We start from the raw sequence: 25,580 nt of genomic DNA, 5'->3' as shown, positions 1-25,580 counted from the left end.
GAGCCCTGATGTACTGAGCTCCGTTTCATGCCTGCCGTCGACCCGAGGATGTCGCGTGTCTTTGCATCTGCACTGGTTTCTGCCCACCTACGGGGACTCCCGGAATCTCATGGCAGGAGGTCACGGAAGCTCGATGGCGGGAGATCGTCCCGCAACCCTGCGCTATCTGAACCAGATCGGAGCCGCTGCCGAGTCCAGCGGGTTCGAATCGGTGCTCACGCCGACCGGAGCGTGGTGCGAAGACGCGTGGCTGACCACGGCGATGATGATCGACACCACGGACACTCTCAAGTTCCTCGTCGCGTTACGTCCCGGGCTCATCTCCCCGACCCTCGCCGCCCAGATGGCCGCGACTTTCCAATGGCAATCACAGGGCCGGCTGCTCCTCAACGTGGTCACCGGCGGTGAAGATCACGAGCAGCGCACCTTCGGCGACTTTCTCGACAAGAACCAGCGCTATGCGCGGTGCGGCGAGTATCTCGACGTTCTCCGCCGGCTGTGGGCGGGCAACGGACCGGTCGACTTCGACGGCGACTACATCAAGGTCGAGAACGCACAGCTTCAGCGCATTCCCGACCCGGCACCGCCGTTGTTCTTCGGCGGGTCTTCTCCCGCCGCGGGAACCGTCGCGTCGAGGTACTGCGACACCTACCTCACCTGGGGTGAGCCGCCGAGCGCGGTCGCCGACAAGATCGCCTGGATCCGTGGGCTGGCCGACATCCAGGGACGCACCCTCGACTACGGCATCCGGCTGCACGTCATCAGCCGGGACACGTCGGAACAGGCGTGGGCGGAGGCCGACCGGCTGCTCTCGCGACTCGATCCCGCGACGATCGAGAAGGCGCAGCAGAGTCTGGCCCGCTCGGGATCGGAAGGGCAACGGCGGATGGTGGAACTGCACGGGGGAGGGGCCGCCTACTCCGCGGGCCGCGACGCGCGCAGTCTCGAGGTGTCGCCGAACCTGTGGACCGGTGTCGGCTTGGTTCGGGGTGGCGCGGGCACGGCGCTGGTCGGCTCACACGAGGAGGTCGCCGATCGGATCGCCGAGTACGCGGCGGTCGGGCTCGACCACTTCGTGTTCTCCGGGTATCCCCACCTCGAAGAGGCATATCGGTTCGGTGAGGGTGTGCGGCCGATCCTCGAGCGACGCGGCCTGGTGGCGCCGCGCGAGGATCGGCCGGGCGATCTGTCGGGTTCGACGGCGTTCCTGCCGTCCGCCCGGTAGGGCCGCGGTCAGCCCTGCGCCAGCACCATCAATTCGTCGAGCAGTTTCGCCACGGCTTCCGCTTCGGTGAGGAAGCCGTCGTGGCCGTTGCGGGAGACGAGAACGCGCAGCCTGTCGGCTCCCGGGAGCCCGTCCGCGATCTCCTGCTGTAACCGCAGCGGATACAGGCGGTCCGAGTCGACGCCGGCGACGATGGTCTTCACGGGAGTGGAAGCAAGCGCAGCGTCGACTCCACCGCGGCCGCGGCCTACGTCGTGCCGGTTCATCACTTCGGACAGCACGACGTAGGTGCCCGGATCGAACCGTGCCACGAGCTTGTCGGCCTGATGCTCGAGGTACCCCTCCACCGAGTACCGCCCCCCGCGCCACGGGTCCTCGCCGTCCTGCGGGTGGTTCGCGAACCGGGCATCGAGTTCGAGTTCGGTGCGGTAGGTCAGGTGCGCGATCCGGCGGGCGATGCCGAGACCGGTCGCGGGGATGCGGCCGGTGCCGTAGTAGTCGCCTCCCTGCCAGTCCGGATCCGCGGTGATCGCGGCGATCTGCGTGCTCTGCATGCCGATCTGGTCGGCGGTCGCGCGTGCGCCGGTCGCGAGCACGAGCGCAGCGCGTACCCGGTCGGGGTGGGTGACGATCCACTCGAGTGTGCGCATACCGCCCATGGAGCCGCCGGTCACAGCGGCGAGAGTGTCGATGCCGAGCGCGTCGAGCAGTGCGGCTTCGGCGGCGACCTGATCGCGCACGGTGATCTGGGGGAACCGTGAACCCCAGGCCGTGCCGTCGGGTGCGAGGCTTCCCGGGCCGGTGGTGCCGCGGCAGCCGCCGAGCACGTTGGTGGAGATCACGCACCACCGATCGGTGTCGAGCGGGGCTCCGGGACCGACCATTCCCGACCACCAGCCCGGCGACGGATGATCCGGACCGGCCTGGCCGGTCACATGCGAATCACCTGTCAGGGCGTGCTCGATGAGAACGACATTGTCGCGGGCAGCAGAGAGCGCACCCCATCGCTGAACCGCGATCGTGACGTCCGGAAGCGACTCGCCGCTCTCGAGCTTCAGGGAGCCGATGCGGATCTTTTGCAGGCGTCCGTCGGCGGGCGGCAGTTCGACGTGCGCCGGCTGCGTGTCCGTGTCTGTGGTCAAGGCGTGACCGCCTCGGCGTGGGGAGAGAACGAGGCGCCACGGGCAAGCGTGATCGACTCGACGGCCCGGCCGCTCGGGGGGAAGATGTACTGGGTGTCGCTCATCATGTCCTTCGAACCCTGGGGGAGGGCGCGGAGCAGGAGCTGTTCGCTCGTCATCTCACCCTCCCGAAACCGGCTTGCCGTCGGCCTTCCGACGACCGTGTCCTCACCCGGAGCACCCCACCCTGGCTGGAGGGTTGCCGGCCAGCAAGCCGGGGCTTCGCGCTGGCACTCATGACCTCGCCGAAAGTCTAGCGACTCTCGCGCGCGAAGGGGCATGGGGTCCCGCAGCGGCTGTGACCAGCGGCAAGGTTACCGGTCGGTAGTAGTCGAGGGCGGTATTGCCGCTTTGCGGACGCGTCGGATAGCAGTACGCTTGTCTTGTTTGGTCGCTGTCAGTACGCGGGACAGGGCCATGCTCGCTCGTACCGAGCCGATGGCGACTGCGCTCACAAAGCACAGTCGATTGGGGACCAAGTAAACGTCCTAGGAGGACAAGAAGCGCACATGTCCAAGATCAAAGTTGAGGGTAAAGTCGTCGAACTCGACGGCGACGAGATGACCCGCATTATCTGGCAGTTCATCAAAGACAAGCTGATCCATCCGTACCTGGACGTGGATCTCGAATATTACGACCTCGGTGTGGAGCACCGCGATGCCACCGACGATCAGGTGACCATCGACGCGGCCAACGCCATCAAGAAGCACAACGTCGGCGTCAAGTGCGCGACGATCACGCCGGACGAGGCGCGGGTCGAAGAATTCGGCCTGAAGAAGATGTGGCGTTCGCCCAACGGCACCATCCGTAACATCCTCGGCGGCACCATTTTCCGCGCGCCGATCATCATCTCGAACGTGCCGCGCCTGGTGCCGGGCTGGACCAAGCCCGTCATCGTCGGCCGCCACGCATTCGGTGATCAGTACCGCGCCACCGACTTCAAGGTCGACCGTCCGGGCACCGTGACGATCACCTTCACCCCGGAGGACGGCAGCGAGCCGATCCAGCACGAGGTGTGCCAGATCCCCGACGACGGCGGCGTCGTCATGGGTATGTACAACTACAAGAAGTCCATCCAGGACTTCGCGCGCGCATCACTGTCGTATGGTCTGCAGCGCAACTACCCCGTGTACCTGTCGACGAAGAACACGATCCTCAAGGCCTACGACGGCATGTTCAAGGACGAGTTCCAGCGCATCTACGAGGAAGAGTTCAAGGCAGAGTTCGACGCCGCGGGCCTGACCTACGAGCACCGCCTCATCGACGACATGGTCGCCTCCTCGCTCAAGTGGGAGGGTGGGTACGTCTGGGCCTGCAAGAACTACGACGGCGACGTCCAGTCCGACACCGTCGCGCAGGGCTACGGCTCGCTCGGCCTGATGACGTCGGTCCTGATGACCCCGGACGGAAAGACCGTCGAGGCGGAGGCCGCACACGGCACCGTGACCCGCCACTTCCGCCAGCATCAGCAGGGCAAGCCGACGTCGACCAACCCGATCGCGTCGATCTTCGCTTGGACCCGCGGTCTCGAGCACCGTGGCAAGCTCGACAACACCCCCGAGGTGATCGAGTTCGCACAGCAGCTCGAGGACGTCGTCATCAAGACCGTCGAGAACGGCCAGATGACCAAGGACCTCGCTCTGCTGGTCGGCCCCGAGCAGGCGTGGCTCACCACCGAGGAGTTCCTCGGCGCGCTCGACGAGAACCTGCAGAAGGCTCGCGCCTGACCCTGCTCTCCGGTTAGGCAGCACAGACACGGGACGCCCTTCGGGGCGTCCCGTGTCGTGTCGGGCAGGCTGTTCCTGCCGCCCGTGTGTTCGGGTCGTAGGGTTCGTCGGGGCGTGGCGGGAGCCACGAACGAGGACGCCGTGCGTCGGACTCGTCCGACATGTCGGATACGGTGACCGCCGTGTCGCTCATCATCACCACCGTGAATGTCAACGGCGTCCGCGCTGCCGCCGGCAAAGGCCTGCTGGACTGGCTTTCCGGGACGGTAGCCGACGTCGTGTGCCTGCAGGAGGTGCGCGCCACCGAGCAGCAGTTCCACGCCGCGATCGCGCCCGCGCTGGAATCCGGCTGGCACTGTGTCGGAGCCGAATCGTCGGCCAAGGGACGCGCGGGTGTGGCGATTCTGTCCCGCATCCCCGCCGACGCGGTGCGCGTGGGGTTCGACGCCGAGGAGTTCTCGGCGGCGGGCAGGTACATCGAAGCGGATTTCGGTGCCGTGACCGTGGGCAGCCTCTACCTGCCCACCGGGGAGGCGCAGACACCCAAGCAGGACGACAAGGAGCGCTTCATGAAGGGCTTCGGGGCGTACCTGGCGGAGCGGTCGGCTGCGGTGACGGCCCAGGGCAGGGACATGGTCGTGTGCGGCGACTGGAACATCGCCCCCACGGAGCGCGACATCAAGAACTGGAAGGGCAACGTCAAGAAATCGGGCTTCCTTCCGGGCGAGCGAGCCTGGGTGGCCGAGCTGCTCGATGCCGGGTGGCGGGATGTGGTCCGCGACGTGCACGGCGACGTGCCCGGGCCGTATTCGTGGTGGTCGTACCGCGGTAAAGCCTTCGACACCGACGCGGGGTGGCGGATCGACTATCACCTCGTGACCGCGGCCCTGGCCGCGCGCGTGACCGATGCCCGAGTGGAACGTGCCGCAACATACGCCGACCGCTGGTCGGATCACGCACCCGTGACGGTGACCTTCTCCTGACGCTCTCCGACGAACCCTCGACGCTCGGCTGACGCACCCCTGACGCATCGCAGAAGCGCAGGCGGACCTCGGTGGCATCACCGAAACCGATTCGTGAAATTATCGAGACATGTCCAGCACCGCAGTTTCGAACACCACGAAGCCGAAGGCACGCCCGCGCGTGCTGTCCGGCATCCAGCCCACCTCGGATTCGTTCCACCTCGGGAACTTTCTCGGTGCGCTGGCGCAGTGGGTTCCCGCGCAGGACGAGAACGACGCGTTCTACTTCATCCCGGATCTGCACGCGATCACCGTTCCCTACGAACCCAAGCTTCTCCGCAAGCGCGTCCTCGTCTCCGCCGCACAGTTGCTCGCCATCGGGATCGACCCGGAGAAGTCCGTGCTGTTCGTGCAGAGCCAGGTGCCCGAGCACGCCGAACTGTCGTGGGTTCTGAGCTGTATCACCGGGTTCGGTGAAGCCTCGAGAATGACGCAGTTCAAGGACAAGGCTGCCAAGCAGGGCACCGACCACGCGGGCGTCGGGTTGTTCACGTACCCGATTCTGATGGCCGCCGACATCCTGCTCTACCGCGCCAGCCACGTTCCGGTGGGCGAGGATCAGCGCCAGCACCTCGAACTCACCCGCGACCTCGCTCAGCGGTTCAACTCCCGTTTCGGCAAGACCTTCGTCGTACCCGAGCCGATGATCGTCAAGGAAACCGCCAAGATCTACGACCTGCAGGACCCGACCTCGAAGATGAGCAAGTCCGCCGCGACCGACGCCGGCCTGATCAATCTTCTCGACGATCCGAAGGTGTCCGCGAAGAAGATCCGCTCGGCGGTGACCGACAACGAGCGCGAAATCCGGTTCGACCGGGAGACCAAGCCGGGTGTCTCGAACCTGCTCACGATCCAATCGGCCCTGTCCGGGCGGAGCATCGACGACCTCGTCGCGGGTTACGAGGGCAAGGGTTACGGCGATCTCAAGGCCGACACCGCCGAGGTGCTCACCGAGTTCGTCACCCCCATTCGCGCGCGCGTGGACGAGTACCTGAGCGACGAGGCGGAACTGCTCCGCATCCTCGATCACGGCGCGGATCGTGCGCGAGAGGTTGCGTCCCGCACGCTGGCTCAGGTCTATGACAGGGTGGGATTCCTGCCCCGAAAGTAGATGAAGGAGTGCCTTGATGGCCGGCGAGCCGGACGGCGACAAGAAGCCGAGTTTTCTCGAGCGCCAGCGCGCCGCACATCCTTCGTTCGACCGGCTGATGCGGGCAGCCGACCGTTATCAGAGCCAGAAAGGTGACTACTACGCCGCCGGACTGACGTATTTCACGGTGCTCGCGATCGTCCCGATCATCATGGTCGGGTTCTCTCTCGTCGGTTTCGTGCTCGCCGGGCGTCCCGAGTTGCTCGACGACGTTCGCGACGTCATCGCTCAGAACATCCCGGGAGAACTCGGCGGCACAGTCCAGGACCTGATCGACTCCGCGATCAACGCGCGCAGCACGGTGGGTCTCATCGGCTCACTTACCGCGGTGTACGCCGGGCTCGCGTGGATGGCGAATCTCCGGGACGCCCTGACGGCGATGTGGGACTACGCCCGGGACAAACCGAACTTCGTGATCGTCAAGCTCAAGGACGGTGCGGCGCTTCTCGGTCTGGCCCTGGCGATGGTGGTGTCGCTGGGCTTGTCCGCGGTCAGCAGCGGCCCGATCATGCGCCGGGTGGTCGAGGTGCTCAACCTGCAGAACATCGTCGGTATCGGAGTGGCGCTGCGCATCGCGGCGCTGCTCTTCTCGATCGCCGCGACCGCGGCTGTGTTCACCTGGGTGATCGCGCGGCTCCCGCGCGAACCCGTTGCCTTCCGCAGCGCGATCTTCGCCGGAACGCTCGCCGGAATCGGATTCGAGATTCTCAAGCAGGCCGGTTCGCTGTATCTCGAGAGGGTGCTGGTCGGGCCGGCGGGCGTCGCGTTCGGCCCCATCCTCGGTCTGCTCGTGTTCGCCAACCTCACCGCGCGGCTGGTGTTGTTCTGTACGGCCCTCGCGGCATCGTCGCGCGCGAATCTCGCGCTGGCACACCGTCCCCCGCCCGAGTCCGCATTCATCTCGCCGCGACTCGAGGTCCGCGAGGGGCTCGATGCGCGACGCGGTGTGGCGATCTTCGGAGCCGGCGTCCTCGGTGGTGTTCTCGCGGCGGCGCGCCTGCGCCGCAAGTGATCCCGGAGACGCGCGTGCGTCGCACGTGAGGGTGCGGGCGCGTCTGTGACACATGGGCAGACGGCAGCGCGGGCCCGTCCCCGAGGGGCCGGACCCGCGCTGCGCGGTGTGTGCGTGTCAGCGAGCGAACATCAGCGCGCGCTTGACTTCCTGGATCGCCTTCGTCACCTGGATGCCACGAGGGCAGGCGTCGGTGCAGTTGAAGGTGGTGCGGCAACGCCACACACCTTCCTTGTCGTTGAGGATGTCCAGACGCTCGGCAGCACCTTCGTCACGCGAGTCGAAGATGAAGCGGTGAGCGTTGACGATGGCAGCGGGACCGAAGTAGCTGCCGTCGCTCCAGTACACCGGGCACGACGTGGTGCAGCAGGCGCAGAGGATGCACTTGGTGGTGTCGTCGAACCGCGCACGGTCGGCCTGCGACTGGATGCGCTCGCGGGTCGGCTCGTTGCCCGTCGTGATGAGGAACGGCTTCACGGCGCGGAACGCGTCGAAGAAGGGTTCCATGTCGACGATCAGATCCTTCTCGACCGGCAGGCCGCGGATGGGCTCGACGGTGATGGTGACCGGCTTGCCGTCCTTGGGGAGCATGTCCTTCATCAGGATCTTGCACGCCAGGCGGTTGACGCCGTTGATCCGCATCGCGTCGGAGCCGCAGACGCCGTGTGCGCAGCTACGACGGAACGTCAGGGTGCCGTCGAGGTAGCCCTTCACGTACAGCAGCAGGTTGAGCATCCGGTCCGTGGGGAGCGCAGGCACCTGGAACGAATCCCAGTGCTGGCCCTTGTCGTCCTCCGGGTTGAACCGTGCGATCTTGAGCGTGACCATCACGGCGCCCTCGGGAACGGGAGGCAGATCCGCGGCGGCGGTGTCGTTGATTCTTTCGACAGTTGTCATCAGTACTTCCGCTCCATCGGCTCGTACCGTGTCTGGACCACTGGCTTGTAGTCCAGGCGGATATCGGAGATAAGGTCCTCACCTACTTTGTACGCCATCGTGTGCTTCATGTAATTGGCGTCGTCGCGGTTCGGGTAGTCCTCGCGAGCGTGACCGCCGCGGGACTCCTTGCGGTTGAGAGCACCGACCACGGTGACCTCGGCCATTTCCAGAAGGAAGCCGAGTTCGACCGCCTCGAGCAGGTCGCTGTTGTAGCGCTTGCCCTTGTCGTGGACGGTGATTTCCTTGTAGCGCTTCTTCAGCTCGTGGATGTCGTCGAGCGCCCGGGTGAGGGTTTCCTCGGTGCGGAACACCGACGCGTTGTTGTCCATCGTCTGCTGCAGGTCGCTGCGGATGTCGACGACGCGTTCCTTGCCGCCGGCGTGCAGGATCCGGTCGAGCCACTCGTCGACGTACTTCGTCGGGGCCTCGGGCAGCTCGGCGAACTCGTGGCTGTTCGCGTACTCGGCAGCTGCGATACCGGCGCGACGGCCGAACACGTTGATGTCGAGCAGGGAGTTGGTGCCGAGACGGTTGGCGCCGTGGACGGACACGCAGGCGCATTCGCCGGCGGCGTAGAGGCCCTTGACGACGTCGGTGCTGTTGCGCAGAACCTCACCGTCGACGTTGGTGGGGATGCCGCCCATCACGTAGTGGCACGTCGGGTACACGGGGACCAGTTCGGTGACCGGGTCGACGCCGAGGTAGGTCCGCGCGAACTCGGTGATGTCGGGGAGCTTCTCCTCGAGAACGTCCTCACCGAGGTGGGTCACGTCGATGTAGACGTAATCCTTGTTCGGTCCGGCACCGCGACCCTCGAGCACCTCGAGGACCATCGACCGGGCGACGATGTCGCGGGGCGCGAGGTCCTTGATGGTGGGCGCGTAGCGCTCCATGAACCGCTCACCGTCGGCGTTGCGGAGGATGCCGCCCTCGCCTCGGACTGCTTCCGAGATAAGGATGCCCAGGCCCGCGAGGCCCGTCGGATGGAACTGGTGGAACTCCATGTCCTCGAGCGGCAGGCCCTTGCGGAAGATGATGCCCATGCCGTCACCGGTGAGGGTGTGCGCGTTGGAGGTCGTCTTGTACATCCGGCCCGAGCCGCCCGTGGCGAACACGATCGACTTGGCGTGGAAAACGTGGATCTCGCCGGTGGACATCTCGTACGCGATCACGCCGGTCGCGACGGGGCCGTCCGGTGTCTCCGTGAGGGCGATGTCGAGCGCGTAGAACTCGTTGTAGAACTCGACGTCGTGCTTGACGCAGTTCTGGTAGAGCGTCTGGAGGATCATGTGGCCGGTGCGGTCGGCGGCGTAGCAGGCGCGGCGAACCGGAGCCTTGCCGTGATCGCGCGTGTGGCCACCGAACCGGCGCTGGTCGATCTTGCCTTCGGGGGTGCGGTTGAAGGGCAGACCCATCTTTTCCAGGTCGAGCACCGCGTCGATGGCTTCCTTCGCCATGATCTCGACCGCGTCCTGGTCGGCGAGGTAGTCGCCGCCCTTGACGGTGTCGAAGGTGTGCCATTCCCAGTTGTCTTCCTCGACGTTCGCGAGGGCTGCGCACATGCCGCCCTGGGCTGCGCCGGTGTGGCTGCGCGTCGGGTAGAGCTTGGTGAGTACCGCGGTGCGGGCGCGGGGACCGGCTTCGATGGCCGCGCGCATGCCGGCGCCGCCGGCGCCGACGATGACTACGTCGTAACGATGTTCCTGCATGGAGTTCTAGCTCCCCTAGCTCGCGGTGATGTTGGGGTCGAAGGTGAAGATCACGTAGGTACCCAGGCCCATGATCAGGATCATCGACACGAGCAGAATCGTGTTGAGCCAGAAACGGGTGGAGTCCTTGCGTGCGTAGTCCGCGATGACGGTGCGCAGGCCGTTACCGCCGTGCAACTGCGCAAGCCAGAGCATCGACAGATCCCAGATCTGCCAGAACGGGCTGGACCAGCGACCCGCGACGAACGCGAAGTTGATGCGGTGCACGCCGTCGTCGAGCATCAGCATGATGAACAGGTGACCGAGCACCAGAATGATCAGGGCGAGGCCGGAGAGGCGCATGAACAGCCACGCGTAGAGCTCGAAGTTGTTGTTCGAGACGCGACGCGGCGAGCGCGGATTGTCCAGGCTCGCGGGGCGGTCGTGCGAGGTGCCCAGGGTCTTTGCTTCGGTCATGTCAGTGCCCCGCAAACATGTTGTAGAAGATGCGTCCGGCCGCGGGGATCATCACCACGAACCAAATCGCGAGAATGGTCCAGAGCATCACTCGCTGGTACTTCGGGCCCTTGGACCAGAAGTCGATGAGCATGACCCGCAGACCGTTCAGCGCGTGGTAGAGCACCATCGCGACGAGACCGAGTTCCATGAGACCGACGATGGGGTTCTTGTAGGTCTCGATGACGCTGTCATAGGTCTCGGGATTGACCCGGACGAGTGCCGTGTCCAGGACGTGGACGAATAGGAAGAAGAAGGTCGCCACGCCGGTGATCCGGTGTAGAACCCAGGACCACATGCCGGGGTCCCCCCGGTAAAGCGACCGTGTGCGCCCCGCCTGTGCGGGGGCGGCTTCAGTCGTGCTGCTCATCGAGTGCTGTGCCTCCAACGTCAATGGTGGACGCGTCGAGCCGTTCATTACTGTCGGGGAATACCGCAGCACGGGCTCGACGAACCGGAACCGACTTGGTTCGACTCTAAACCCAACGCAAACCCGGGAACTAATCTCATCCCCGATTCGTACGGCCCCCAAATAACAAGTTAGGTATGCCTTTCCAACTGTGACGGCGACCGGTGGGGGTACCGCAACGTTGCCTGTACCACCGTGACAGGATGATCAACCATGCCGGACATCGACTGGAAAATGTTGCGCGCCAAAGCACATGACGTTATGACCCGTGCCTATGCGCCCTATTCGAACTTTCCCGTCGGGGCGGCGGGCCTTACGGTCGATGGTCGCATAGTCACCGGGTGCAATGTGGAAAATGTCTCACATGGGCTGGGACTTTGTGCCGAAACTGTACTCGTCGGTAACTTGTTTTCCGAAGGTGGCGGGCGTCTTCTCGCCGTGACCGTGTGCGACGCGCGAGGCGAAATTCTGGCGCCGTGCGGACGCTGTCGCCAACTCCTCCTCGAACACGGCGGACCCGGTCTCGTCGTCGACTCCGCTCCGCATCCGCGGACCATGTCCGAATTGCTTCCCGATGCCTTCGGTCCCGAGCAACTCGCGGCCGTGCGGGTCGAGCGAGGCCGCGATGCCTGACATCATCGGCATCATCCACCGCAAGCGTGACGGACACGAGCTTTCCGGCACCGAGATCGACTGGGTGATCGAAGCGTTCACCCACGGCATCGTCGAGGACGCGCAGATGTCCGCGCTCGCGATGGCGATCTGGTTCCGCGGGATGACCCGCGCGGAGATCGCCCGGTGGACCACCGCGATGACCGACTCCGGACGTCGGCTCGACTTCACCGGACTCGGCCTGCGCACCGTCGACAAGCATTCGACCGGCGGGGTCGGCGACAAGATCACCTTGCCGCTCGCTCCGCTTGTCGCCGCGTGCGGCGTCGCCGTTCCGCAGCTGTCCGGCCGGGGTCTCGGCCACACCGGCGGCACCCTCGACAAGCTCGAGGCGATTCCGGGGTGGCGCGCCGATCTGAGCACCGTCGAGATGGCCGAGATACTGACCGACCCCGCCGTCGGAGCGGTCGTGTGCGCCGCGGGCGCCGACCTCGCTCCCGCCGACCGCAAGCTCTACGCGCTGCGCGACGTCACCGGGACGGTCGAATCGATCCCGCTCATCGCCAGTTCGATCATGAGCAAGAAGATCGCGGAAGGCGCCGGCGCCCTCGTGCTCGACGTCAAGGTCGGCACCGGTGCCTTCATGACCGAACTCGGCGAGGCACGCGAACTCGCACAGATCATGGTCGAGCTCGGTAGCGACGCCGATCTCCCGACCACCGCGTTGATCACCCGGATGGACACTCCGCTCGGACGTACCGCGGGCAACGCCCTCGAAGTGCGCGAGGCGGTCGAGGTACTCGCCGGGGGAGGGCCCGGCGACGTCGTGGAACTCACCCTCGCCCTGGCTCGGGAGATGCTGGCAGCCGCAGGGATCGACGATGTGGACCCGGCCGAGCGGTTGCGCGACGGCAGCGCGATGGACCGGTGGCGGTCGATGATCGCGGCGCAAGGCGGCGATCCGGACGCACCCTTGCCGACCGCGACGCACACCGAGACGCTGTATGCCGACGCAGACGGTGTGCTCGCCGAGCTCGACGCTCTCGCCGTCGGGAAGGCGGCGTGGCGGCTCGGCGCCGGACGAGAACACCAGGGCCAGGCCGTGCAGCCGGGCGCGGGAGTCGAACTGCACGCCGTCGTCGGCGACACCGTCCGCAAGGGACAACCCGTCGCGACGCTCCACACCGACACGCCCGGGCGGTTTCCCGCCGCGCTGGGTGCGTTGCGTGGCGGGCTCAGCGTCTCCGAGACGGCGCCGCCGCCGCGCCCGCTGATCGTCGAGCGGATCACGCCGTAGCGGACTACCGTCCCGAAACATGAGTGACGAGTCGGTGGTTCCCGGAATGTTCGACGGCAGGGCCGAGTCGGTGAAGCTCGCGCCGAAAGTGCTCCTGCACGACCACCTGGACGGCGGGCTGCGTCCCGGGACGGTTCTCGAACTCGCCGACGCGTGCGGCTGGTCGCTTCCCGCCGACACCGAAGACGACCTTGCCCGCTGGTTCCGGGAGTCGGCCGACAGCGGCACCCTCGTCCGGTACCTCGAGACGTTCGAGCACACCGTCGCGGTGATGCAGACGCCGGAAGGTCTCGAGCGGGTGGCACGGGAATGCGTGATGGACCTGGCGGACGACGGGGTCGTGTACGCCGAGGTCAGGTTCGCGCCCGAACAACACCTCGAGCGCGGACTGACGCTCGACGAGGTGGTCGAGCATGTCCTCGAAGGCTTCCGCGCCGGCGAGTCGGAGGCGCGTGCCGCCGGGCGCCCCATCATCGTCGGGTGTCTGCTCACGGCGATGCGCCATGCCGCGCGATCCCGGGAGATCGCAGAACTCGCGGTCCGGTTCCGTGACCGGGGAGTGGTGGGTTTCGACATCGCCGGCGCGGAGGCCGGTAATCCGCCCAGCCGCCACCTCGATGCCTTCGAATACACGCGAGCAGCCAACGCGCACTTCACTATTCATGCGGGCGAGGCATTCGGTCTGCCGTCCATCCACGAGGCCGTAGCTTTCTGCGGTGCCGACCGGCTCGGTCACGGCGTCCGCATCCTCGACGACATCGTGCTGGGCGAGAACGGCGAGCCACGGCTCGGGCTGCTGGCGAGCTACGTCCGCGACAAGCGCATCCCGCTCGAGCTGTGCCCGAGTTCCAACGTGCAGACCGGGGCCGTGCTGACACTCGCGGAACATCCGTTCGACCTGCTCGCGCGGTTGCGTTTCCGCGTCACCGTCAACACCGACAATCGGTTGATGAGCGACACCACCATGACCAAGGAGATGGTGCAGCTCGCCGACACGTTCGGGTACGGCTGGGCCGACCTCGAGCGTTTCACGATCAACGCGATGAAGTCGGCGTTCCTGCCGTTCGATCAGCGGCTCGCCCTGATCGACGACGTCATCAAACCGGGTTACGCCGTCCTGATCGGCTGAGCGGGCCGAAGCGGTGCGAACGCGTCAGTTCTTGTTCAGCCGTGCTTCGAACTCGCGCTCGAGTTCACGCCACGCGAGAGCTTCGGCGTCGAACGGTGCGCTCGGAGCGAGGCGGCCCGGGTCGGGTTCGAGAACGTAGTTGACGAACCATCCCAGCTCCGTGGATGCCGCGAGGGCCGCTTCGGTGCTGTCGTCGTTCGCGTAACCGGCGGCGTCGGTGAACAACTCGACGGCGAGCTCGAGTTGTTCCGGGTCGACGGCGGCGATGCCCTCGGCGATGTCGTCGGCGATGCCCGTGAGCACGTAGACGTTGTCGTCGATGGCAGCGACCTCGAGCGACCCGTCGACCGCAGCGATCCGGATCTCCTCGTACGTTTCGAGCTGGGACATGTCGTGGTCGTGGTTGTCGGCGAGATACCGCGCGAGAACGCGCTCGGACGGGAAGACGAAGATCCGTCCCTCCTGCCCGAGGAACACCGCGTCGTCGTCGAGGTAGCAACGCAGGGTGAACCACGTACCGTCCGACGTGATGATCTTGATGGGGTCGATGCCGACGGAGGCCCAGAAGTCGTCTTCGTCGTCGTCGAGGAACTCGTACTCGTCGTTGTCGACCTCGTCCTGGACCGTGTCGTCGGCTTCCAGTTCGTTCTCGTCCGAGGCCACCAGTTCCGACTCGATCTCGGCCACGACCGCCTCGTCCACCGCGGGCGTGGTCACCACGGCGTCGAGTGCGTCGATCACCGCGTCCCAGTCTTCGGCGATCGCGGTGCCGATGCTGTTCCACAGCTCGTGTCCCTCGCGGCCCGCGACGGCCGACGCGCCGTGGCGGAGCAGGGTATCGACTTCGGTCCGCTCGAAGAACTTGGTGACGACATCGAGTTCGCACACGTCGCCGAGGATGCTGACGATGTCGAACGTGTCCTGCAGTTCGGAGATCGACTCGGCGTCGGGATCGGCGGCCGCGAGTTCCGGTACGCCGATCAGGTCGTACGAGTGCGCGTCGTCGGGTTCGAACTCGACAGCGGCGAGCTTGGCGACCACGGGCCACGCGGGATGCTCCACGAGATCGTTGTCGCCACCGGAGCGGACGAACGCCACCATCGCGGCCACGCTCGGGAATCCGTACAGGTCGTCGCCGTGGCCGAGAAACGCCTCCCATTCGTCGTCGCCCTCACGCCAGCGCGGTGCCCACAGGGTCACGAGGTCGCCGTCGGTGAGACCGAGCTCTATCGGGACGATGTCTCCAGCCATGGCGCGAAGCCTAGCCATGTCGCCGCCGAGAATATAGCCGGGGTGGCAAGCAGCACGTCATCGAAGCGCACCCCGAAGGTCGTCGACGAGTGCGACCCGCTGTGCGGCGGCTGCCTCGGCCGCCGCATGGACTGTCGTGAGGATCGATGCCGCGAGCTCTCGCGCGTCCATGCGGCATGCTGCTTCCTCTAGCCGAAGATCCGCGAGGGCGCCCGTCCCGTCGACGCGCGCGGCGATCCGGCCGTCCGGACTCTGCGCGGTCGCCCGGATGCCGTGTATCCCTTCCAAGGTGCTCTCGAGAGCGTCGAGTTTCGTGCGGACGCGATCGACGATCGCCGTCACCTGCTGTTCACTCATCGGTGGTCCCCCTTGTTCTCGTCGGATTCGGGCGTGCGGCTTCCGGCTCGGTCACGACCGGTGGGCGGCCCGCGCGTCGCCGTACGAAAAATGCCGCATCCGGTCGAGCACTTCGCGTGGGACGCCCTGTTCGTGCAGTTCTCGGTGACGGAGCGTCGCGGCTTCCTGTGCGGCGACGCGATTCAGGGCGAGGATCTCGTCGGCGAGCGCACCCGCGCCGTAGCGAAGTTCGCGGGGATCGATGCGCAGCTCGACCGGGAGGCCGTCGTCGGTGGTCCGCACCGAGATCGTGCCCGCGCGATTGTGGGCGATCGCGGTGATCGGGGCGGTCGGCGGAACGGGAGTCGTGAGATCCATATCCGGTTGGACGCAGGGACTGCCCGGGTGGTTCCCGGCCCGGACGATTCCGGTCGGCCGGCGTACACCGTTCACGCAGTCGTCGGCCGGTAGAACCCCTGGAACGCCATGCCGCCGTTGCCGGTGCGGATCGGGGTGACCGCGACGGGATCGCCTGCTTCCACCATCATTCCGTTGCCGACCACCATCGCGACGTGCCCGTCCCAGACCGCGAGGTCGCCCGGCAGGACCGATCCCGGATCGACGCGTTGCCCGACGTCCTGCTCCTGCGCCAAGCGTGGGATCTCCACGCCCGCTTCGGCGTAGGCGTACTGCGTCAAACCGCTGCAGTCCAGTCCGCTGCCGGGCGACGTGCCGCCCCACAGGTACGGCGTGCCCTGCTGCTCGAGCGCGCGGCGGACGGCCGTCGCCGCGGCGGCATTGGGGGCGGTGCTGACGCTGCCGTCGGGAAGGACCACCTCGGTTCCGGTGTCCCCGGATCGGCTTCCCACCATCGCGTGCGCGGCGGGGTCGGCCGCGGACGGCGCGTCCACCGGGGTGTGCTCGGGGAGCAGCGCGGTCAGCCGGTCGGTGAGATCCGCGAGGGTCGACACGACCCGGGTGAGCACCCGCAGACCCTCGGCGATGTGCTCGACCGCGACGGTGAGCAGCATCAGCTGACCGTGCGGCAGACCCGCCACGGGTGCCGCCCGATTCGCGAACGCGAGGAACGAGTCGACGAGCCGTTGGAGTTCGGCGGTGCCGGTCGCGACGGTGACCGTCGCCTCCAGCGCGACGGCCGCGATGCCGAGTCCACGGTCGGCGGCCACCAGGACATCGGACACCACCCGTTCGGCGCCGGCGACGGCATTCTCCGCGGCGGGCCCTGTCCACGCCCACGCAAGCTCGGCGACGGCGTCCCGCCCGGCCGCATGAACCTCCTCCGCGAGTTGTGCTCCTACCCGTAGGAGGGCGCCCGGATCCGGTGCCGGGGCAGAAGCGGAACCGAAGGCGTCGAGCAACTCCCTCAGGGGCGCTGTCAGCAGGTCGCCGCCGACGGCCGCGATCACGCGTCGTCCTGCACGGCCAGCAGTCGACGCGCCACCGCGTCGACCGAACGCTCGTATGCCGCCGCCGACGCCGTTGCTGCCGCACTCATCCCGGCGAGGGCGCCGCCGAGGCGATCGAGGTCGCGTCCGTGGGCGTCGTGCGTCGCAACGAGCGCGGCGAAGAACGTCGCACCCACGGGGCCGAGCACCGGACCGAGCAGGGCGGGGTCACCGTCCCGGGTGTGTGCTGCCGCACTGTGCATGCGTTCGGCCAGTGCGGCAGCCCGGTGCCCGAACGCCGCGATCGTCGCGGTGTCGGCGCGGACCGCCACCACGGTTCCTTCGTGCGGTCCGCCGCCGAATTGCCGGTCCCTGTCGAGTTCTTCCGACACTCGTCCCCCCGTGGTCGATTGCGGTGTCCACCGTCACGTCGAGTGCGGCGCGAGGTGGACATTCCTCATCGGGGTTCGACGCATAGCGGACGGGTCCGGTTCCCTCGTACCTGCACGTGTCGTGAGCGCTCTATCCTTTTCTGCATGGACATGCTCGTTGTCGACCACCCGCTCGCTGCTTCTCTCCTCACCATTCTTCGCGACGAACGCAGCGACAACGCTGCATTCCGAGACGCGTTGAGCCGGCTCACCCAGATGCTCGTCTACGAGGCGGTGCGCGACGCGCCGGTCGAGAAGTTCGAGGTCAAGTCGCCGGTGGCGGTCACCGAGGGCGTGCGGTTGCAACAGCCGCCGTTGCTCGTCCCCGTCCTGCGCGCCGGACTCGGCATGGTCGACCAGGCCCACGCCCTGATCCCTCAGGCTCGGGTGGGATTCGTGGGTCTCGCCCGCGACGAGAAAACCTTCGAGCCGGTGCCGTATCTCGAGTCGCTGCCCGAGAACCTGTCCGGGTTGCCCGTGTTCGTGCTCGATCCGATGCTCGCGACGGGAGGTTCGATGGTGCACACCCTCGACCTGCTCGTGGCGCGCGGCGCCACCGACATCACCGCGGTGTGTGTCGTCGCGGCACCGCAGGGGGTCGATGCGCTGGCAGCGTCCGGTCATCCGGTCCGCCTGGTGACCGCGTCGGTCGACGAGGGTCTCAACGACAACAAGTACATCGTGCCGGGTCTCGGCGATGCCGGAGATCGCCAGTACGGTCCCCGGTAGTCCGGGGAAGTCGCATCCCGAGCCGGTCGGTCAGAGCACCGAGTCGCCGAGCGCGGAGGCCCACTCGCGGAGGGCTCCGAGAGTTGTCTCCGCGGTGGAGCGGTCGATGTCGGTGACGACCTCGAGGTAGAACTTCAGCTTCGGTTCGGTGCCGGACGGCCGCACCACCACGCGCACGGTCGGGCCCTCGAACACGAGAGCGTCGGTGTTCAGCGGTCCGTCGGCCGCAGCCAGGTCGGTGACCGTCACCGCCTCGCCCGCGAGCGTGCGCGGTGGCGACGACCTCAGATGCGCCATGATCTCGTCGATGCGGCTCAGATCGTCGACGCGCAGCGAGACCTGATCGCCCATGTGGATACCGAACTCGCGGTACAGGTCGTCGAGGGTATCGAGAAGCGTGCGCCCCGACGCTTTCAGAGCCGCAACGTAGTCCGCGACCACGACGGCGGTGCCGATGCCGTCCTTGTCGCGCACCGCGTCGGGGTCGACGCAGTGACCGATCGCCTCCTCGTATGCGTAGACCAATCCGTCTCCGGCGCGGGCGAGCCACTTGAAGCCGGTCAGGGTCTGGGCGAACCGGGCGCCGCGCGCCGCGGCGAGCTTGCCGAGCAGCGTGGAGGACACGATGGTCGTGGCGACGAGCGGGTCGGGCGGAGCCGATTCCAGGATGCGCTCGCCGAGCAGCACCCCGGTCTCGTCACCGCGCAGCATCCGCCACCCGTCCGCGGTGGGTACTCCGACCGCACAGCGGTCGGCGTCGGGATCGAGGGCGAGGGCCACGTCGGCACCGACGGCGGAGGCGAGTGCCAGCAGCGCGTCGGACGCACCGGGCTCCTCGGGGTTGGGGAAGGCGACCGTGGGAAAGGCGGGGTCGGGGGTGAACTGGGACGCGACGACATGCACGTCGTCGAACCCCGCGGCGCGCAGCGCAGCGACGGCGGTCTCCCCGCCGACACCGTGCAGCGGGGTCAGGGCGATCCGCACATCACGCCGGGATGAGCGCGGCAACGTCGCCACTCGTGCGAGATACCGCTCGAGAAGTTCGTCACCCGAGGTGACGACGGTGGTGCGCGGAATCTGTGCCGCGTCCGGTGCTGCATCGATCGCGGCTTCGATCTCGCGGTCGGCGGGTGCGGCCAACTGTGCGCCACCCGAGAGATACACCTTGTAGCCGTTGTCGCCGGCGGGGTTGTGCGACGCCGTGATCTGAACTCCCGCAACGGCTCCGAGGTCACGTACCGCGAACGCGGTGACGGGAGTGGGAAGCGGGCGGGGCAGTGCCACCACGTCGAACCCGGCCGCCGCGAGGACTTCCGCCGCGGCAGCGAAGAAGTCCGCCGAGCCGGTCCGGGCGTCGCGCCCGACGACGACGGTGCCGCCGCCGTGGCCACGGTCGGTCAGCCAGCGTGCGAGCCCCGCCGTGGCACGAACGACCACGGGCACGTTCATCCGGTCGGGCCCGTCGCCCACCGGGCCGCGCAGCCCGGCGGTGCCGAAACGCAACGTCACAGCCGCGCTGCCAGGTCGCGGAGCAGATCGCCCATCCGGGTGGCTGCGTCGCGACCCGCCGCGAGGACTTCCGCGTGGTCGAGGTGCGCGCCGGTGATGCCGGCGGCGGCGTTGGTGACGAGGGAGACGCCGAGCACCCGCGCACCGGCGGCGCGCGCGGCGATCGTCTCGTGCACGGTGGACATGCCCACTAGATCTGCGCCGAGGGTGCGCAGCATCCGGATCTCCGCGGGCGTCTCGTAGTGGGGGCCGGGCAGTCCCGCGTAGACGCCCTCGGCGAGGCTGGGGTCGATCTCGCGCGCCAGTGCACGTAGATCTGCGGAATACGCGTCGACGAGGTCCACGAACTGCGCACCTCGCAACGGCGACCGGCCGGTGAGATTGAGGTGGTCGGAGATCAGCACCGGCTGACCTACCGCGAAATCGGGATCGATACCGCCGGCGGCGTTGGTGAGGATCACGGTGTGCGCGCCCGCAGCGACGGCCGTGCGGACGGGATGGACCACACGGGTGAGGTCGTGACCTTCGTAGGCGTGGCTGCGGCCCGCCAGAACGAGAACCGCGTTGTCGCCTGCCCGCACCGAGTGCACGGTGCCGGGATGTCCGGCTGCGGTGGGCGGTGCAAAGCCGGGGAGTTCGCTCATCGGCACGGTGGCGACGGGCGTGCCGAACCTCTCGACGGCCGCGCGCCACCCCGAGCCCAGGACGACGGCGACGCCGTGCGCAGGCACCGACGAACGTTCGGCGATGACGGCGGCGGCAGCGATCGCTTCGGCTGCGGGATCGAGAATGACGTCCGGGTGTCCCATGACACGGACCCTAACGTCCCGGCCGTGGTTACTTGCGAGTAACCACGGGCGTTATCCTGGCTCGCATGCCCTATCTCGAACGCGACGGCGACGTCTTCGTACTGCACCTCGGCGACCGCGACGCGGAAGCGACGGACAACCGTTTCCACCCGGATCGGCTCGCGGCGATCGGCGCGCTGCTCGACGAGGTCGAAGCGCACGACGGCCCCGCGGCCCTCGTCACCGCAGCGACGGGCAAGTTCTGGAGCAACGGACTCGACACCGACTGGGTGTTCGCGAACCTGACGGAACTGCCCGGGTACCTCGATACCGTGCACGACCTCTACGTGCGGATACTGACCTTCCCCGCCGCCACGGTCGCTGCCGTGCAGGGCCACGCGTTCGGTGCCGGAGCCATGCTTGCGCTGGCCCATGATTTCCGTGTCATGCGAGCGGACCGGGGATTCTGGTGCCTGCCCGAGGTGCAGCTGAACATGCCGTTCACGGTGGGGATGTCGGCGCTGGTCCGGTCCCGGCTGCCGATCCAGACCGCGGTGGAGGCCATCACGACCGGTCGCCGTTACGGGGGCACCGACGCCGTGGCGTCCGGCATCGTCGAGCAGACCGTCGACGGTGACGCGGTACTCGCCGCGGCCGTCGAACGCGCCGCCGCGCTCACCGGCACCCGGGGCAAGAACCTCACGACCATCAAGCGTGGTCTGCACGCCCCTCTGATCGCTGCTCTCGAGATACGGACGGACGCGTCGAACTTCGTGCTCGGCTGACGCTGCTGCCCGATCCGTCGGGTCGGTCCGGCATGACAGACTGGACAGCGTGACGACACTTGCCGACAGCGCGATCGAGGCTGCTTCAGACACCTTGGTCGCGCTGTCGCATTCGATTCACGCCGAACCGGAACTCGCCTTCGAGGAGTACCGCAGCGCCGCGAAGATCATCGACGTGCTGCGCGGCTGCGGTTTCGAGGTGCGCACCGGCATCGCCGACCTGCCGACCGCCTTCGATGCCCGGTTCGGCAGCGGTGACCTGGTGCTCGCGTTCTGCGCCGAGTACGACGCGCTGCCCGGCATCGGACACGCGTGCGGGCACAACATCATTGCTGCGGCCGCGGTCGGCGCGGGCATCGGTCTGGCCGCGCTCGCGGACGAACTCGGCGTCACGGTCCGCGTGATCGGTACGCCCGCCGAGGAAACGGGCGGCGGCAAGGTTCTCATGCTCGAACGCGGAGTATTCGACGACGTCGGCGCGGCGATGATGGTGCATCCCGGACCGATCGACATCACCGGTGCGACCTCGCTCGCACTCTCCGACATCGCCGTCGATTACCTGGGCCGCGAGGCCCACGCCTCCGCGGCCCCGGAACACGGGCGCAACGCCGCGGACGCCGCCACCGTCGCGCAGGTCGCCGTCGGCCTGCTGCGGCAGCACCTGCACCCGGGCCAGCAGATCCACGGCATCGTCGGCTACGGCGGCGCCGCCCCCAACATCGTGCCCGGCCACACCGAGCTTCTCTACTACCTGCGCGCGACCTCGGCCGAACTGCTCGACGACCTCGGCCGGCGTGCGGAGGGCTGTTTCGCAGCCGGCGCGATCGCGACGGGCTGCACACACCGGATCAGGACGGTGTCGCCGCCCTACACGGAGCTCACACCCGACCCGTGGCTGGTGCAGGCATATCGTGAGGAGATCATCGGGCTCGGCCGCGCGCCGTTGCCCGCCGAAGAGGAAGGATCGCGCCCGCTGGGCAGCACCGACATGGGAAACGTGACGAACGTGGTGCCAGGAATTCATCCGGTCATCGGATTGGACTCCGGTGGTGCCGTGACGCATCAGGAAGCGTTCGCCGCGGCATGCGTCACCGACTCGGCCGACCGCGCAGTTCTCGACGGTGCGCGCGCTCTCGCAGCGACCGCTGCGCGCGCTGCCGCCGATCCCGTCCAGCGCGCCCGGTTGCTCGAGGGAGTCGAGCGCCGATGAATCCGTACGTGGAGAAGTGGCTCGGAGCGCACACCGAAGATCTCAGTGCCTGGCGCAGGCATCTGCATGCCAATCCGGAACTCGCACGTCAGGAGTACGCCACGACGGAGTTCGTCGCGCGGCACCTGGCTGCCGCGGGACTCGTGCCGAAGGTGCTGCCGCGCGGAACAGGCCTCATCTGCGACCTGGGCCCCACCGGCGGTCCGCGTATTGCGCTACGTGCCGATATGGACGCGCTGCCGCTCCAGGAGATCACCGGTCTGCCGTTTTCGTCGACTGTGCCGGGTGTCTCTCACGCCTGCGGCCACGACGCACACACCACGGTGCTGCTCGGTACGGGTCTCGCGCTCGCGTCGATGCCCGAGTTGCCGGTCGGTGTGCGGTTGGTGTTCCAGCCCGCCGAGGAAGTGATGCCGGGCGGCGCTCTCGACGTGGTCGCCGCCGGTGGCCTGGACGGGGTGTCGCGGATCTTCGCGCTGCACTGCGACCCGCGGCTCGAGGCGGGCAAGGTCGGGATGCGGACCGGCGCGATCACGTCCGCGGCAGATACCGTCGAACTGGTCCTGGACTCTCCGGGCGGTCACACCTCGCGCCCGCACCTCACCGGCGACCTCGTGTACGGACTGGGCGCGGTGATCACCGGCTTGCCGGGACTGCTGAGCCGGCGCATCGACCCCCGCACCGGAACCGTCATGGTGTGGGGCGCTGTCAGTGCGGGCAAGGCGCCCAACGCTATTCCCCGCACCGGCATGCTCGCCGGCACCGTACGCACCGGTGACCACGCGACCTGGCAACTGCTCGAGCCGATGGTGCGGGAAATCGTGCACGGACTCCTGGCACCGACGGGTGTGCGGTATCAACTGAACTATCTGCGTGGCGTGCCACCTGTCGTCAACGACACGGAGTCGGCCCGCATGTTCGAGGACGCGATCCGTCCGGTCGGACCGGACGCGTTGTCCGACACTCCGCAATCCGGTGGCGGAGAAGACTTCTCGTGGTATCTCGAGCATGTGCCGGGCGCGATGGGCCGCCTCGGCGTGTGGTCGGGCAGCGGGCCGCAGCTCGACATCCACCAGCCGGGCTTCGATCTCGACGAGAGAGCCCTTGCCGTCGGTGTCCGGGTGATGACGAATCTGGCGCTGGGCGTCGGGTAGTTCGCCCGGGGGCCGGGTCTAGAAGCTGTCGGGACGCCCCGGGCCCACGTTGCGGCTGTTACGAGTGCGCAGATCCCGCACGTACTCGGCGGGCGCTCCGGCGATCTCGGCGGCGTCGGCCATCACACCCAGGTAGCGCGCGGACGGGAGACCGCCCTCGTAGCCGTCGACCACATACAGCCACGCCAGCACGGGTCCGTCGGCGGTGTCGACGCGCACGCGGATCTTGCGATGGAACCCGAGTTCGGCACCTTCCCAGCTGTCGAGGCTGCGCTCGTCGTCTTCGGTGACGTCGTAGAGGACGATGAAGACCTTCGCCGCCGGATCCTCGACCACTGTGGCGAGAGCGCCTTCCCAGCCGATATCGGCGCCCGCGAATGTCAGCCGCCACCCGTGCAGCCAGCCCGTCCCCGCCATCGGGGAGTGCGGGCAGCGCTTCAGCATCTGCTCGGGATGCATGTTGGACCCGTAGGCGGCGTAGATCGGCACGGCATAAGGCTAACGGGTCGCCGCCCGCCGCAAGATCAGGGGCGCTCGTCGCCTGTGTTGCCAGGTCCGTATGCGAGTGGGCATGCCCGTGGCATAGCGTTGTCGGGGACGCCCGCACACCCCCGCGTGCGTTGCGCTCGTCCCCCGGCACCCTTCGGAATCGATACAGAGGAGAACCATGACCCGGATTGTCATCATCGGCGGCGGCCCCGCGGGATACGAGGCCGCGCTGGTCGCATCACAATACGGCGCATCGGTGTCACTGATCGATTCGGACGGAATCGGCGGTGCGTGTGTCCTGTTCGACTGCGTCCCGTCCAAGACGTTCATCGCGTCCACCGGGGTACGTACGGACATGCGGCGTGCCGGGGACCTGGGCATCGAGCTCGAGGGCGCGACCGTCGCCCTGCCGCAGGTGCACTCCCGCGTCAAGAGTCTCGCCCGCGCGCAGTCGTCCGACATCCGCACCAAGCTCGAGGCGGCCGGGGTGAAGCTGTACTCCGGGCGCGGCGAACTCATCGACAGCCAGCCGGGTATGGCCGCGCACAAGGTCCGCGCCAACCTCCACACCGGCGAGGAGAAGGTGTTCGACGCCGACGTGGTCCTGATCGCCACCGGCGCGAGTCCCCGGATCCTGCCGGGTGCAGAGCCGGACGGCGAACGCATCCTCACGTGGCGCCAGCTGTACGACCTCGACACCCTGCCCGAGGAGCTGGTCGTCGTGGGTTCCGGTGTCACCGGCGCCGAGTTCGTATCCGCGTACACCGAGGTCGGGGTGCACGTCACCCTCGTCTCGAGCCGCGACCGCGTGTTGCCGCACGAGGACGAGGACGCAGCGCTCGTACTCGAAGACGTCCTGGCCGAGCGGGGCGTGACCCTCGTCAAGCACGCCCGTGCCGACGCCGTCGAGCGCACCGAGAACGGTGTCCGGGTGCTGCTCGCCGACGGCAGGATCGTCGAGGGCAGCCACGCGCTCATGACCGTCGGTTCCGTCCCGAACACGCAGGGACTCGGGCTCGACAAGGTCGGGCTCGAACTCGACCGTGGTGGATTCCTGCCCGTCGACCGGGTCTCGCGCACCGCGGTTCCCGGGATCTACGCCGCAGGTGACTGCTCGGGACTGCTGCCGCTGGCATCGGTCGCCGCCATGCAGGGCCGCATCGCGATGTACCACGCGCTCGGCGAGGGCGTGAGCCCGATCAAGCTCAAGACCGTTGCGGCGGCGGTGTTCACCCGTCCCGAGATCGCGGCGGTCGGCGTGAGCCAGGCCACCATCGACGCCGGTGAGGTTCCCGCCCGGACGGTCATGCTGCCGCTCAACACCAACCCCCGCGCCAAGATGTCGGGAGTGCGTCGCGGTTTCGTGAAGATCTTCTGCCGGCCCGCGACGGGCGTCGTGATCGGCGGCGTGGTCGTCGCACCCACCGCATCCGAGTTGATCCTGCCGATCGCACTCGCGGTGCAGAACAATCTCAGCGTGGCGGACCTGGCGCAGACGTTCGCGGTCTACCCGTCGCTCAGCGGCTCGGTGACCGAGGCAGCCCGCCAGCTGATGCGTCACGACGACCTGGACTGACCCCGCACG

General features: G+C 67.6%; 27 protein-coding genes and 1 riboswitch. Of the genes, 13 read left to right on the top strand and 14 right to left on the bottom strand.

What is annotated here, in order from left to right:
- Positions 1 to 55: 55 nt before the first annotated feature.
- On the top strand, positions 56 to 1,225 hold the full coding sequence (locus HF877_RS04005) for an LLM class flavin-dependent oxidoreductase (RefSeq protein ID WP_169619883.1): 1,170 nt from the start codon (positions 56 to 58) through the stop codon (positions 1,223 to 1,225).
- A gap of 8 nt (positions 1,226 to 1,233) precedes the next feature.
- Here the strand turns inward: HF877_RS04005 and HF877_RS04000 are convergent, their stop codons facing one another.
- Together HF877_RS04000 and HF877_RS03995 are read right to left on the bottom strand one after the other, a co-directional pair.
- Entirely contained in the window at positions 1,234 to 2,367 is a 1,134-nt protein-coding gene (locus HF877_RS04000; protein ID WP_240951970.1) for a homoserine O-acetyltransferase, read from the bottom strand.
- Positions 2,364 to 2,525 (bottom strand): hypothetical protein, encoded by a 162-nt coding sequence (locus HF877_RS03995; protein ID WP_169619882.1) that lies wholly within the window; start codon positions 2,523 to 2,525, stop codon positions 2,364 to 2,366. Before HF877_RS03995 ends, HF877_RS04000 begins: the two co-directional genes overlap by 4 nt.
- Positions 2,526 to 2,536: 11 nt before the next feature.
- A riboswitch (SAM riboswitch) is annotated at positions 2,537 to 2,648 on the bottom strand.
- Positions 2,649 to 2,915: 267 nt separating this feature from the next.
- Here HF877_RS03995 and HF877_RS03990 point away from each other — a divergent pair.
- From HF877_RS03990 to yhjD, 4 genes are all read left to right on the top strand, one after another.
- Positions 2,916 to 4,133 (top strand): NADP-dependent isocitrate dehydrogenase, encoded by a 1,218-nt coding sequence (locus HF877_RS03990; protein ID WP_169619881.1) that lies wholly within the window; start codon positions 2,916 to 2,918, stop codon positions 4,131 to 4,133.
- Between the two features lie 173 nt (positions 4,134 to 4,306).
- The gene (locus HF877_RS03985) at positions 4,307 to 5,116 is read left to right on the top strand and encodes an exodeoxyribonuclease III (RefSeq protein WP_346765059.1); all 810 of its coding nucleotides are present in this window, start codon (positions 4,307 to 4,309) and stop codon (positions 5,114 to 5,116) included.
- 109 nt (positions 5,117 to 5,225) lie between these two features.
- Positions 5,226 to 6,266, top strand: coding sequence for a tryptophan--tRNA ligase (gene trpS, locus HF877_RS03980; RefSeq protein WP_169619879.1), 1,041 nt, complete (start codon positions 5,226 to 5,228; stop codon positions 6,264 to 6,266).
- A 16-nt stretch (positions 6,267 to 6,282) separates the two neighbouring features.
- Positions 6,283 to 7,317: an inner membrane protein YhjD gene (gene yhjD, locus HF877_RS03975; RefSeq protein WP_169619878.1), complete on the top strand. Its 1,035-nt coding sequence runs from the start codon at positions 6,283 to 6,285 to the stop codon at positions 7,315 to 7,317.
- A gap of 117 nt (positions 7,318 to 7,434) precedes the next feature.
- Here yhjD and HF877_RS03970 read toward each other — a convergent pair whose 3' ends face one another.
- Genes HF877_RS03970 through sdhC form a run of 4 tightly spaced genes read right to left on the bottom strand, consistent with a single transcriptional unit; the run spans position 7,435 to position 10,830 of the window.
- The gene (locus HF877_RS03970; protein WP_169619877.1) at positions 7,435 to 8,214 is read right to left on the bottom strand and encodes a succinate dehydrogenase iron-sulfur subunit; all 780 of its coding nucleotides are present in this window, start codon (positions 8,212 to 8,214) and stop codon (positions 7,435 to 7,437) included.
- Positions 8,214 to 9,965: a succinate dehydrogenase flavoprotein subunit gene (gene sdhA, locus HF877_RS03965; RefSeq protein ID WP_169619876.1), complete on the bottom strand. Its 1,752-nt coding sequence runs from the start codon at positions 9,963 to 9,965 to the stop codon at positions 8,214 to 8,216. The genes HF877_RS03970 and sdhA overlap by 1 nt, the downstream gene beginning before the upstream one ends.
- Before the next feature lie 15 nt (positions 9,966 to 9,980).
- Entirely contained in the window at positions 9,981 to 10,421 is a 441-nt protein-coding gene (locus HF877_RS03960) for a succinate dehydrogenase hydrophobic membrane anchor subunit (RefSeq protein WP_169619875.1), read from the bottom strand.
- Position 10,422: 1 nt separating this feature from the next.
- Complete coding sequence (sdhC, locus tag HF877_RS03955; protein WP_169619874.1) at positions 10,423 to 10,830, bottom strand: succinate dehydrogenase, cytochrome b556 subunit; 408 nt, start codon at positions 10,828 to 10,830, stop codon at positions 10,423 to 10,425.
- A gap of 252 nt (positions 10,831 to 11,082) precedes the next feature.
- Here sdhC and HF877_RS03950 point away from each other — a divergent pair, with 252 nt between their 5' ends.
- From HF877_RS03950 to HF877_RS03940, 3 genes are read left to right on the top strand one after another with little or no spacing between them, the layout of a single operon-like run.
- A complete protein-coding gene (locus tag HF877_RS03950; RefSeq protein WP_169619873.1) occupies positions 11,083 to 11,502 on the top strand; it encodes a cytidine deaminase in 420 nt (139 codons plus the stop codon).
- Positions 11,495 to 12,778 (top strand): thymidine phosphorylase, encoded by a 1,284-nt coding sequence (locus tag HF877_RS03945; RefSeq protein WP_169619872.1) that lies wholly within the window; start codon positions 11,495 to 11,497, stop codon positions 12,776 to 12,778. The genes HF877_RS03950 and HF877_RS03945 overlap by 8 nt, the downstream gene beginning before the upstream one ends.
- A gap of 46 nt (positions 12,779 to 12,824) precedes the next feature.
- Complete coding sequence (locus HF877_RS03940) at positions 12,825 to 13,907, top strand: adenosine deaminase (protein WP_169620005.1); 1,083 nt, start codon at positions 12,825 to 12,827, stop codon at positions 13,905 to 13,907.
- A gap of 24 nt (positions 13,908 to 13,931) precedes the next feature.
- Here HF877_RS03940 and HF877_RS03935 read toward each other — a convergent pair whose 3' ends face one another.
- The 5 genes from HF877_RS03935 to HF877_RS03915 form a co-directional block, all read right to left on the bottom strand.
- Positions 13,932 to 15,158, bottom strand: a complete 1,227-nt coding sequence (locus HF877_RS03935; protein WP_169619871.1) for a primosomal protein — start codon at positions 15,156 to 15,158, stop codon at positions 13,932 to 13,934.
- 57 nt (positions 15,159 to 15,215) lie between these two features.
- Positions 15,216 to 15,515 carry a YbaB/EbfC family nucleoid-associated protein gene (locus tag HF877_RS03930; RefSeq protein ID WP_169619870.1) on the bottom strand — a complete coding sequence of 100 codons (300 nt, stop codon included), beginning with the start codon at positions 15,513 to 15,515 and terminating at the stop codon, positions 15,216 to 15,218.
- 51 nt (positions 15,516 to 15,566) lie between these two features.
- Positions 15,567 to 15,872, bottom strand: a complete 306-nt coding sequence (locus HF877_RS03925; protein ID WP_169619869.1) for a hypothetical protein — start codon at positions 15,870 to 15,872, stop codon at positions 15,567 to 15,569.
- Positions 15,873 to 15,943: 71 nt separating this feature from the next.
- Entirely contained in the window at positions 15,944 to 16,921 is a 978-nt protein-coding gene (locus HF877_RS03920; RefSeq protein ID WP_169619868.1) for a C40 family peptidase, read from the bottom strand.
- A complete protein-coding gene (locus HF877_RS03915) occupies positions 16,918 to 17,292 on the bottom strand; it encodes a type VII secretion target (protein ID WP_296548988.1) in 375 nt (124 codons plus the stop codon). The genes HF877_RS03920 and HF877_RS03915 overlap by 4 nt, the downstream gene beginning before the upstream one ends.
- 144 nt (positions 17,293 to 17,436) lie before the next feature.
- Between HF877_RS03915 and upp the strand changes: the two genes are divergently transcribed.
- Positions 17,437 to 18,060, top strand: coding sequence for a uracil phosphoribosyltransferase (upp, locus tag HF877_RS03910; RefSeq protein ID WP_169619867.1), 624 nt, complete (start codon positions 17,437 to 17,439; stop codon positions 18,058 to 18,060).
- 30 nt (positions 18,061 to 18,090) lie between these two features.
- Here the strand turns inward: upp and HF877_RS03905 are convergent, their stop codons facing one another.
- Together HF877_RS03905 and HF877_RS03900 are read right to left on the bottom strand one after the other, a co-directional pair.
- Complete coding sequence (locus HF877_RS03905) at positions 18,091 to 19,569, bottom strand: phospho-sugar mutase (RefSeq protein ID WP_169619866.1); 1,479 nt, start codon at positions 19,567 to 19,569, stop codon at positions 18,091 to 18,093.
- Positions 19,566 to 20,378 (bottom strand): purine-nucleoside phosphorylase, encoded by an 813-nt coding sequence (locus tag HF877_RS03900; protein WP_169619865.1) that lies wholly within the window; start codon positions 20,376 to 20,378, stop codon positions 19,566 to 19,568. Before HF877_RS03900 ends, HF877_RS03905 begins: the two co-directional genes overlap by 4 nt.
- A 65-nt stretch (positions 20,379 to 20,443) precedes the next feature.
- Here HF877_RS03900 and HF877_RS03895 point away from each other — a divergent pair, with 65 nt between their 5' ends.
- Genes HF877_RS03895 through HF877_RS03885 form a run of 3 tightly spaced genes read left to right on the top strand, consistent with a single transcriptional unit; the run spans position 20,444 to position 23,506 of the window.
- Positions 20,444 to 21,142, top strand: a complete 699-nt coding sequence (locus HF877_RS03895; RefSeq protein ID WP_169619864.1) for an enoyl-CoA hydratase/isomerase family protein — start codon at positions 20,444 to 20,446, stop codon at positions 21,140 to 21,142.
- Positions 21,143 to 21,191: 49 nt separating this feature from the next.
- Positions 21,192 to 22,352 (top strand): M20 family metallopeptidase, encoded by a 1,161-nt coding sequence (locus HF877_RS03890; protein WP_169619863.1) that lies wholly within the window; start codon positions 21,192 to 21,194, stop codon positions 22,350 to 22,352.
- Positions 22,349 to 23,506 (top strand): M20 family metallopeptidase, encoded by a 1,158-nt coding sequence (locus HF877_RS03885; protein ID WP_169619862.1) that lies wholly within the window; start codon positions 22,349 to 22,351, stop codon positions 23,504 to 23,506. The genes HF877_RS03890 and HF877_RS03885 overlap by 4 nt, the downstream gene beginning before the upstream one ends.
- Before the next feature lie 18 nt (positions 23,507 to 23,524).
- On the opposite strand, the gene HF877_RS03880 is transcribed toward HF877_RS03885, so the two are convergent.
- Entirely contained in the window at positions 23,525 to 23,995 is a 471-nt protein-coding gene (locus HF877_RS03880; RefSeq protein WP_169619861.1) for a gamma-glutamylcyclotransferase, read from the bottom strand.
- A 178-nt stretch (positions 23,996 to 24,173) separates the two neighbouring features.
- On the opposite strand from HF877_RS03880, the gene HF877_RS03875 reads away from it, so the two are divergent.
- On the top strand, positions 24,174 to 25,571 hold the full coding sequence (locus tag HF877_RS03875; RefSeq protein ID WP_169619860.1) for an NAD(P)H-quinone dehydrogenase: 1,398 nt from the start codon (positions 24,174 to 24,176) through the stop codon (positions 25,569 to 25,571).
- Positions 25,572 to 25,580 lie beyond the last annotated feature (9 nt).

The organism is Rhodococcus sp. BL-253-APC-6A1W, assembly GCF_012843405.1.
Classification (GTDB): Bacteria; Actinomycetota; Actinomycetes; order Mycobacteriales; family Mycobacteriaceae; genus Rhodococcus.
This window is presented reverse-complemented; position numbering and strand designations above follow the sequence as displayed.

Coding starts and splice junctions, on each gene's coding strand:
- HF877_RS03995 (WP_169619882.1), bottom strand. CDS start 2,525: ATGACGAGCGAACAGCTCCTGCTCCGCGCCCTCCCCCAGGGTTCGAAG.
- HF877_RS03990 (WP_169619881.1), top strand. CDS start 2,916: ATGTCCAAGATCAAAGTTGAGGGTAAAGTCGTCGAACTCGACGGCGAC.
- trpS (WP_169619879.1), top strand. CDS start 5,226: ATGTCCAGCACCGCAGTTTCGAACACCACGAAGCCGAAGGCACGCCCG.
- yhjD (WP_169619878.1), top strand. CDS start 6,283: ATGGCCGGCGAGCCGGACGGCGACAAGAAGCCGAGTTTTCTCGAGCGC.
- HF877_RS03970 (WP_169619877.1), bottom strand. CDS start 8,214: ATGACAACTGTCGAAAGAATCAACGACACCGCCGCCGCGGATCTGCCT.
- sdhA (WP_169619876.1), bottom strand. CDS start 9,965: ATGCAGGAACATCGTTACGACGTAGTCATCGTCGGCGCCGGCGGCGCC.
- HF877_RS03960 (WP_169619875.1), bottom strand. CDS start 10,421: ATGACCGAAGCAAAGACCCTGGGCACCTCGCACGACCGCCCCGCGAGC.
- sdhC (WP_169619874.1), bottom strand. CDS start 10,830: ATGAGCAGCACGACTGAAGCCGCCCCCGCACAGGCGGGGCGCACACGG.
- HF877_RS03950 (WP_169619873.1), top strand. CDS start 11,083: ATGCCGGACATCGACTGGAAAATGTTGCGCGCCAAAGCACATGACGTT.
- HF877_RS03945 (WP_169619872.1), top strand. CDS start 11,495: ATGCCTGACATCATCGGCATCATCCACCGCAAGCGTGACGGACACGAG.
- HF877_RS03940 (WP_169620005.1), top strand. CDS start 12,825: ATGTTCGACGGCAGGGCCGAGTCGGTGAAGCTCGCGCCGAAAGTGCTC.
- HF877_RS03935 (WP_169619871.1), bottom strand. CDS start 15,158: ATGGCTGGAGACATCGTCCCGATAGAGCTCGGTCTCACCGACGGCGAC.
- HF877_RS03930 (WP_169619870.1), bottom strand. CDS start 15,515: ATGAGTGAACAGCAGGTGACGGCGATCGTCGATCGCGTCCGCACGAAA.
- HF877_RS03925 (WP_169619869.1), bottom strand. CDS start 15,872: ATGGATCTCACGACTCCCGTTCCGCCGACCGCCCCGATCACCGCGATC.
- upp (WP_169619867.1), top strand. CDS start 17,437: ATGGACATGCTCGTTGTCGACCACCCGCTCGCTGCTTCTCTCCTCACC.
- HF877_RS03900 (WP_169619865.1), bottom strand. CDS start 20,378: ATGGGACACCCGGACGTCATTCTCGATCCCGCAGCCGAAGCGATCGCT.
- HF877_RS03895 (WP_169619864.1), top strand. CDS start 20,444: ATGCCCTATCTCGAACGCGACGGCGACGTCTTCGTACTGCACCTCGGC.
- HF877_RS03885 (WP_169619862.1), top strand. CDS start 22,349: ATGAATCCGTACGTGGAGAAGTGGCTCGGAGCGCACACCGAAGATCTC.
- HF877_RS03875 (WP_169619860.1), top strand. CDS start 24,174: ATGACCCGGATTGTCATCATCGGCGGCGGCCCCGCGGGATACGAGGCC.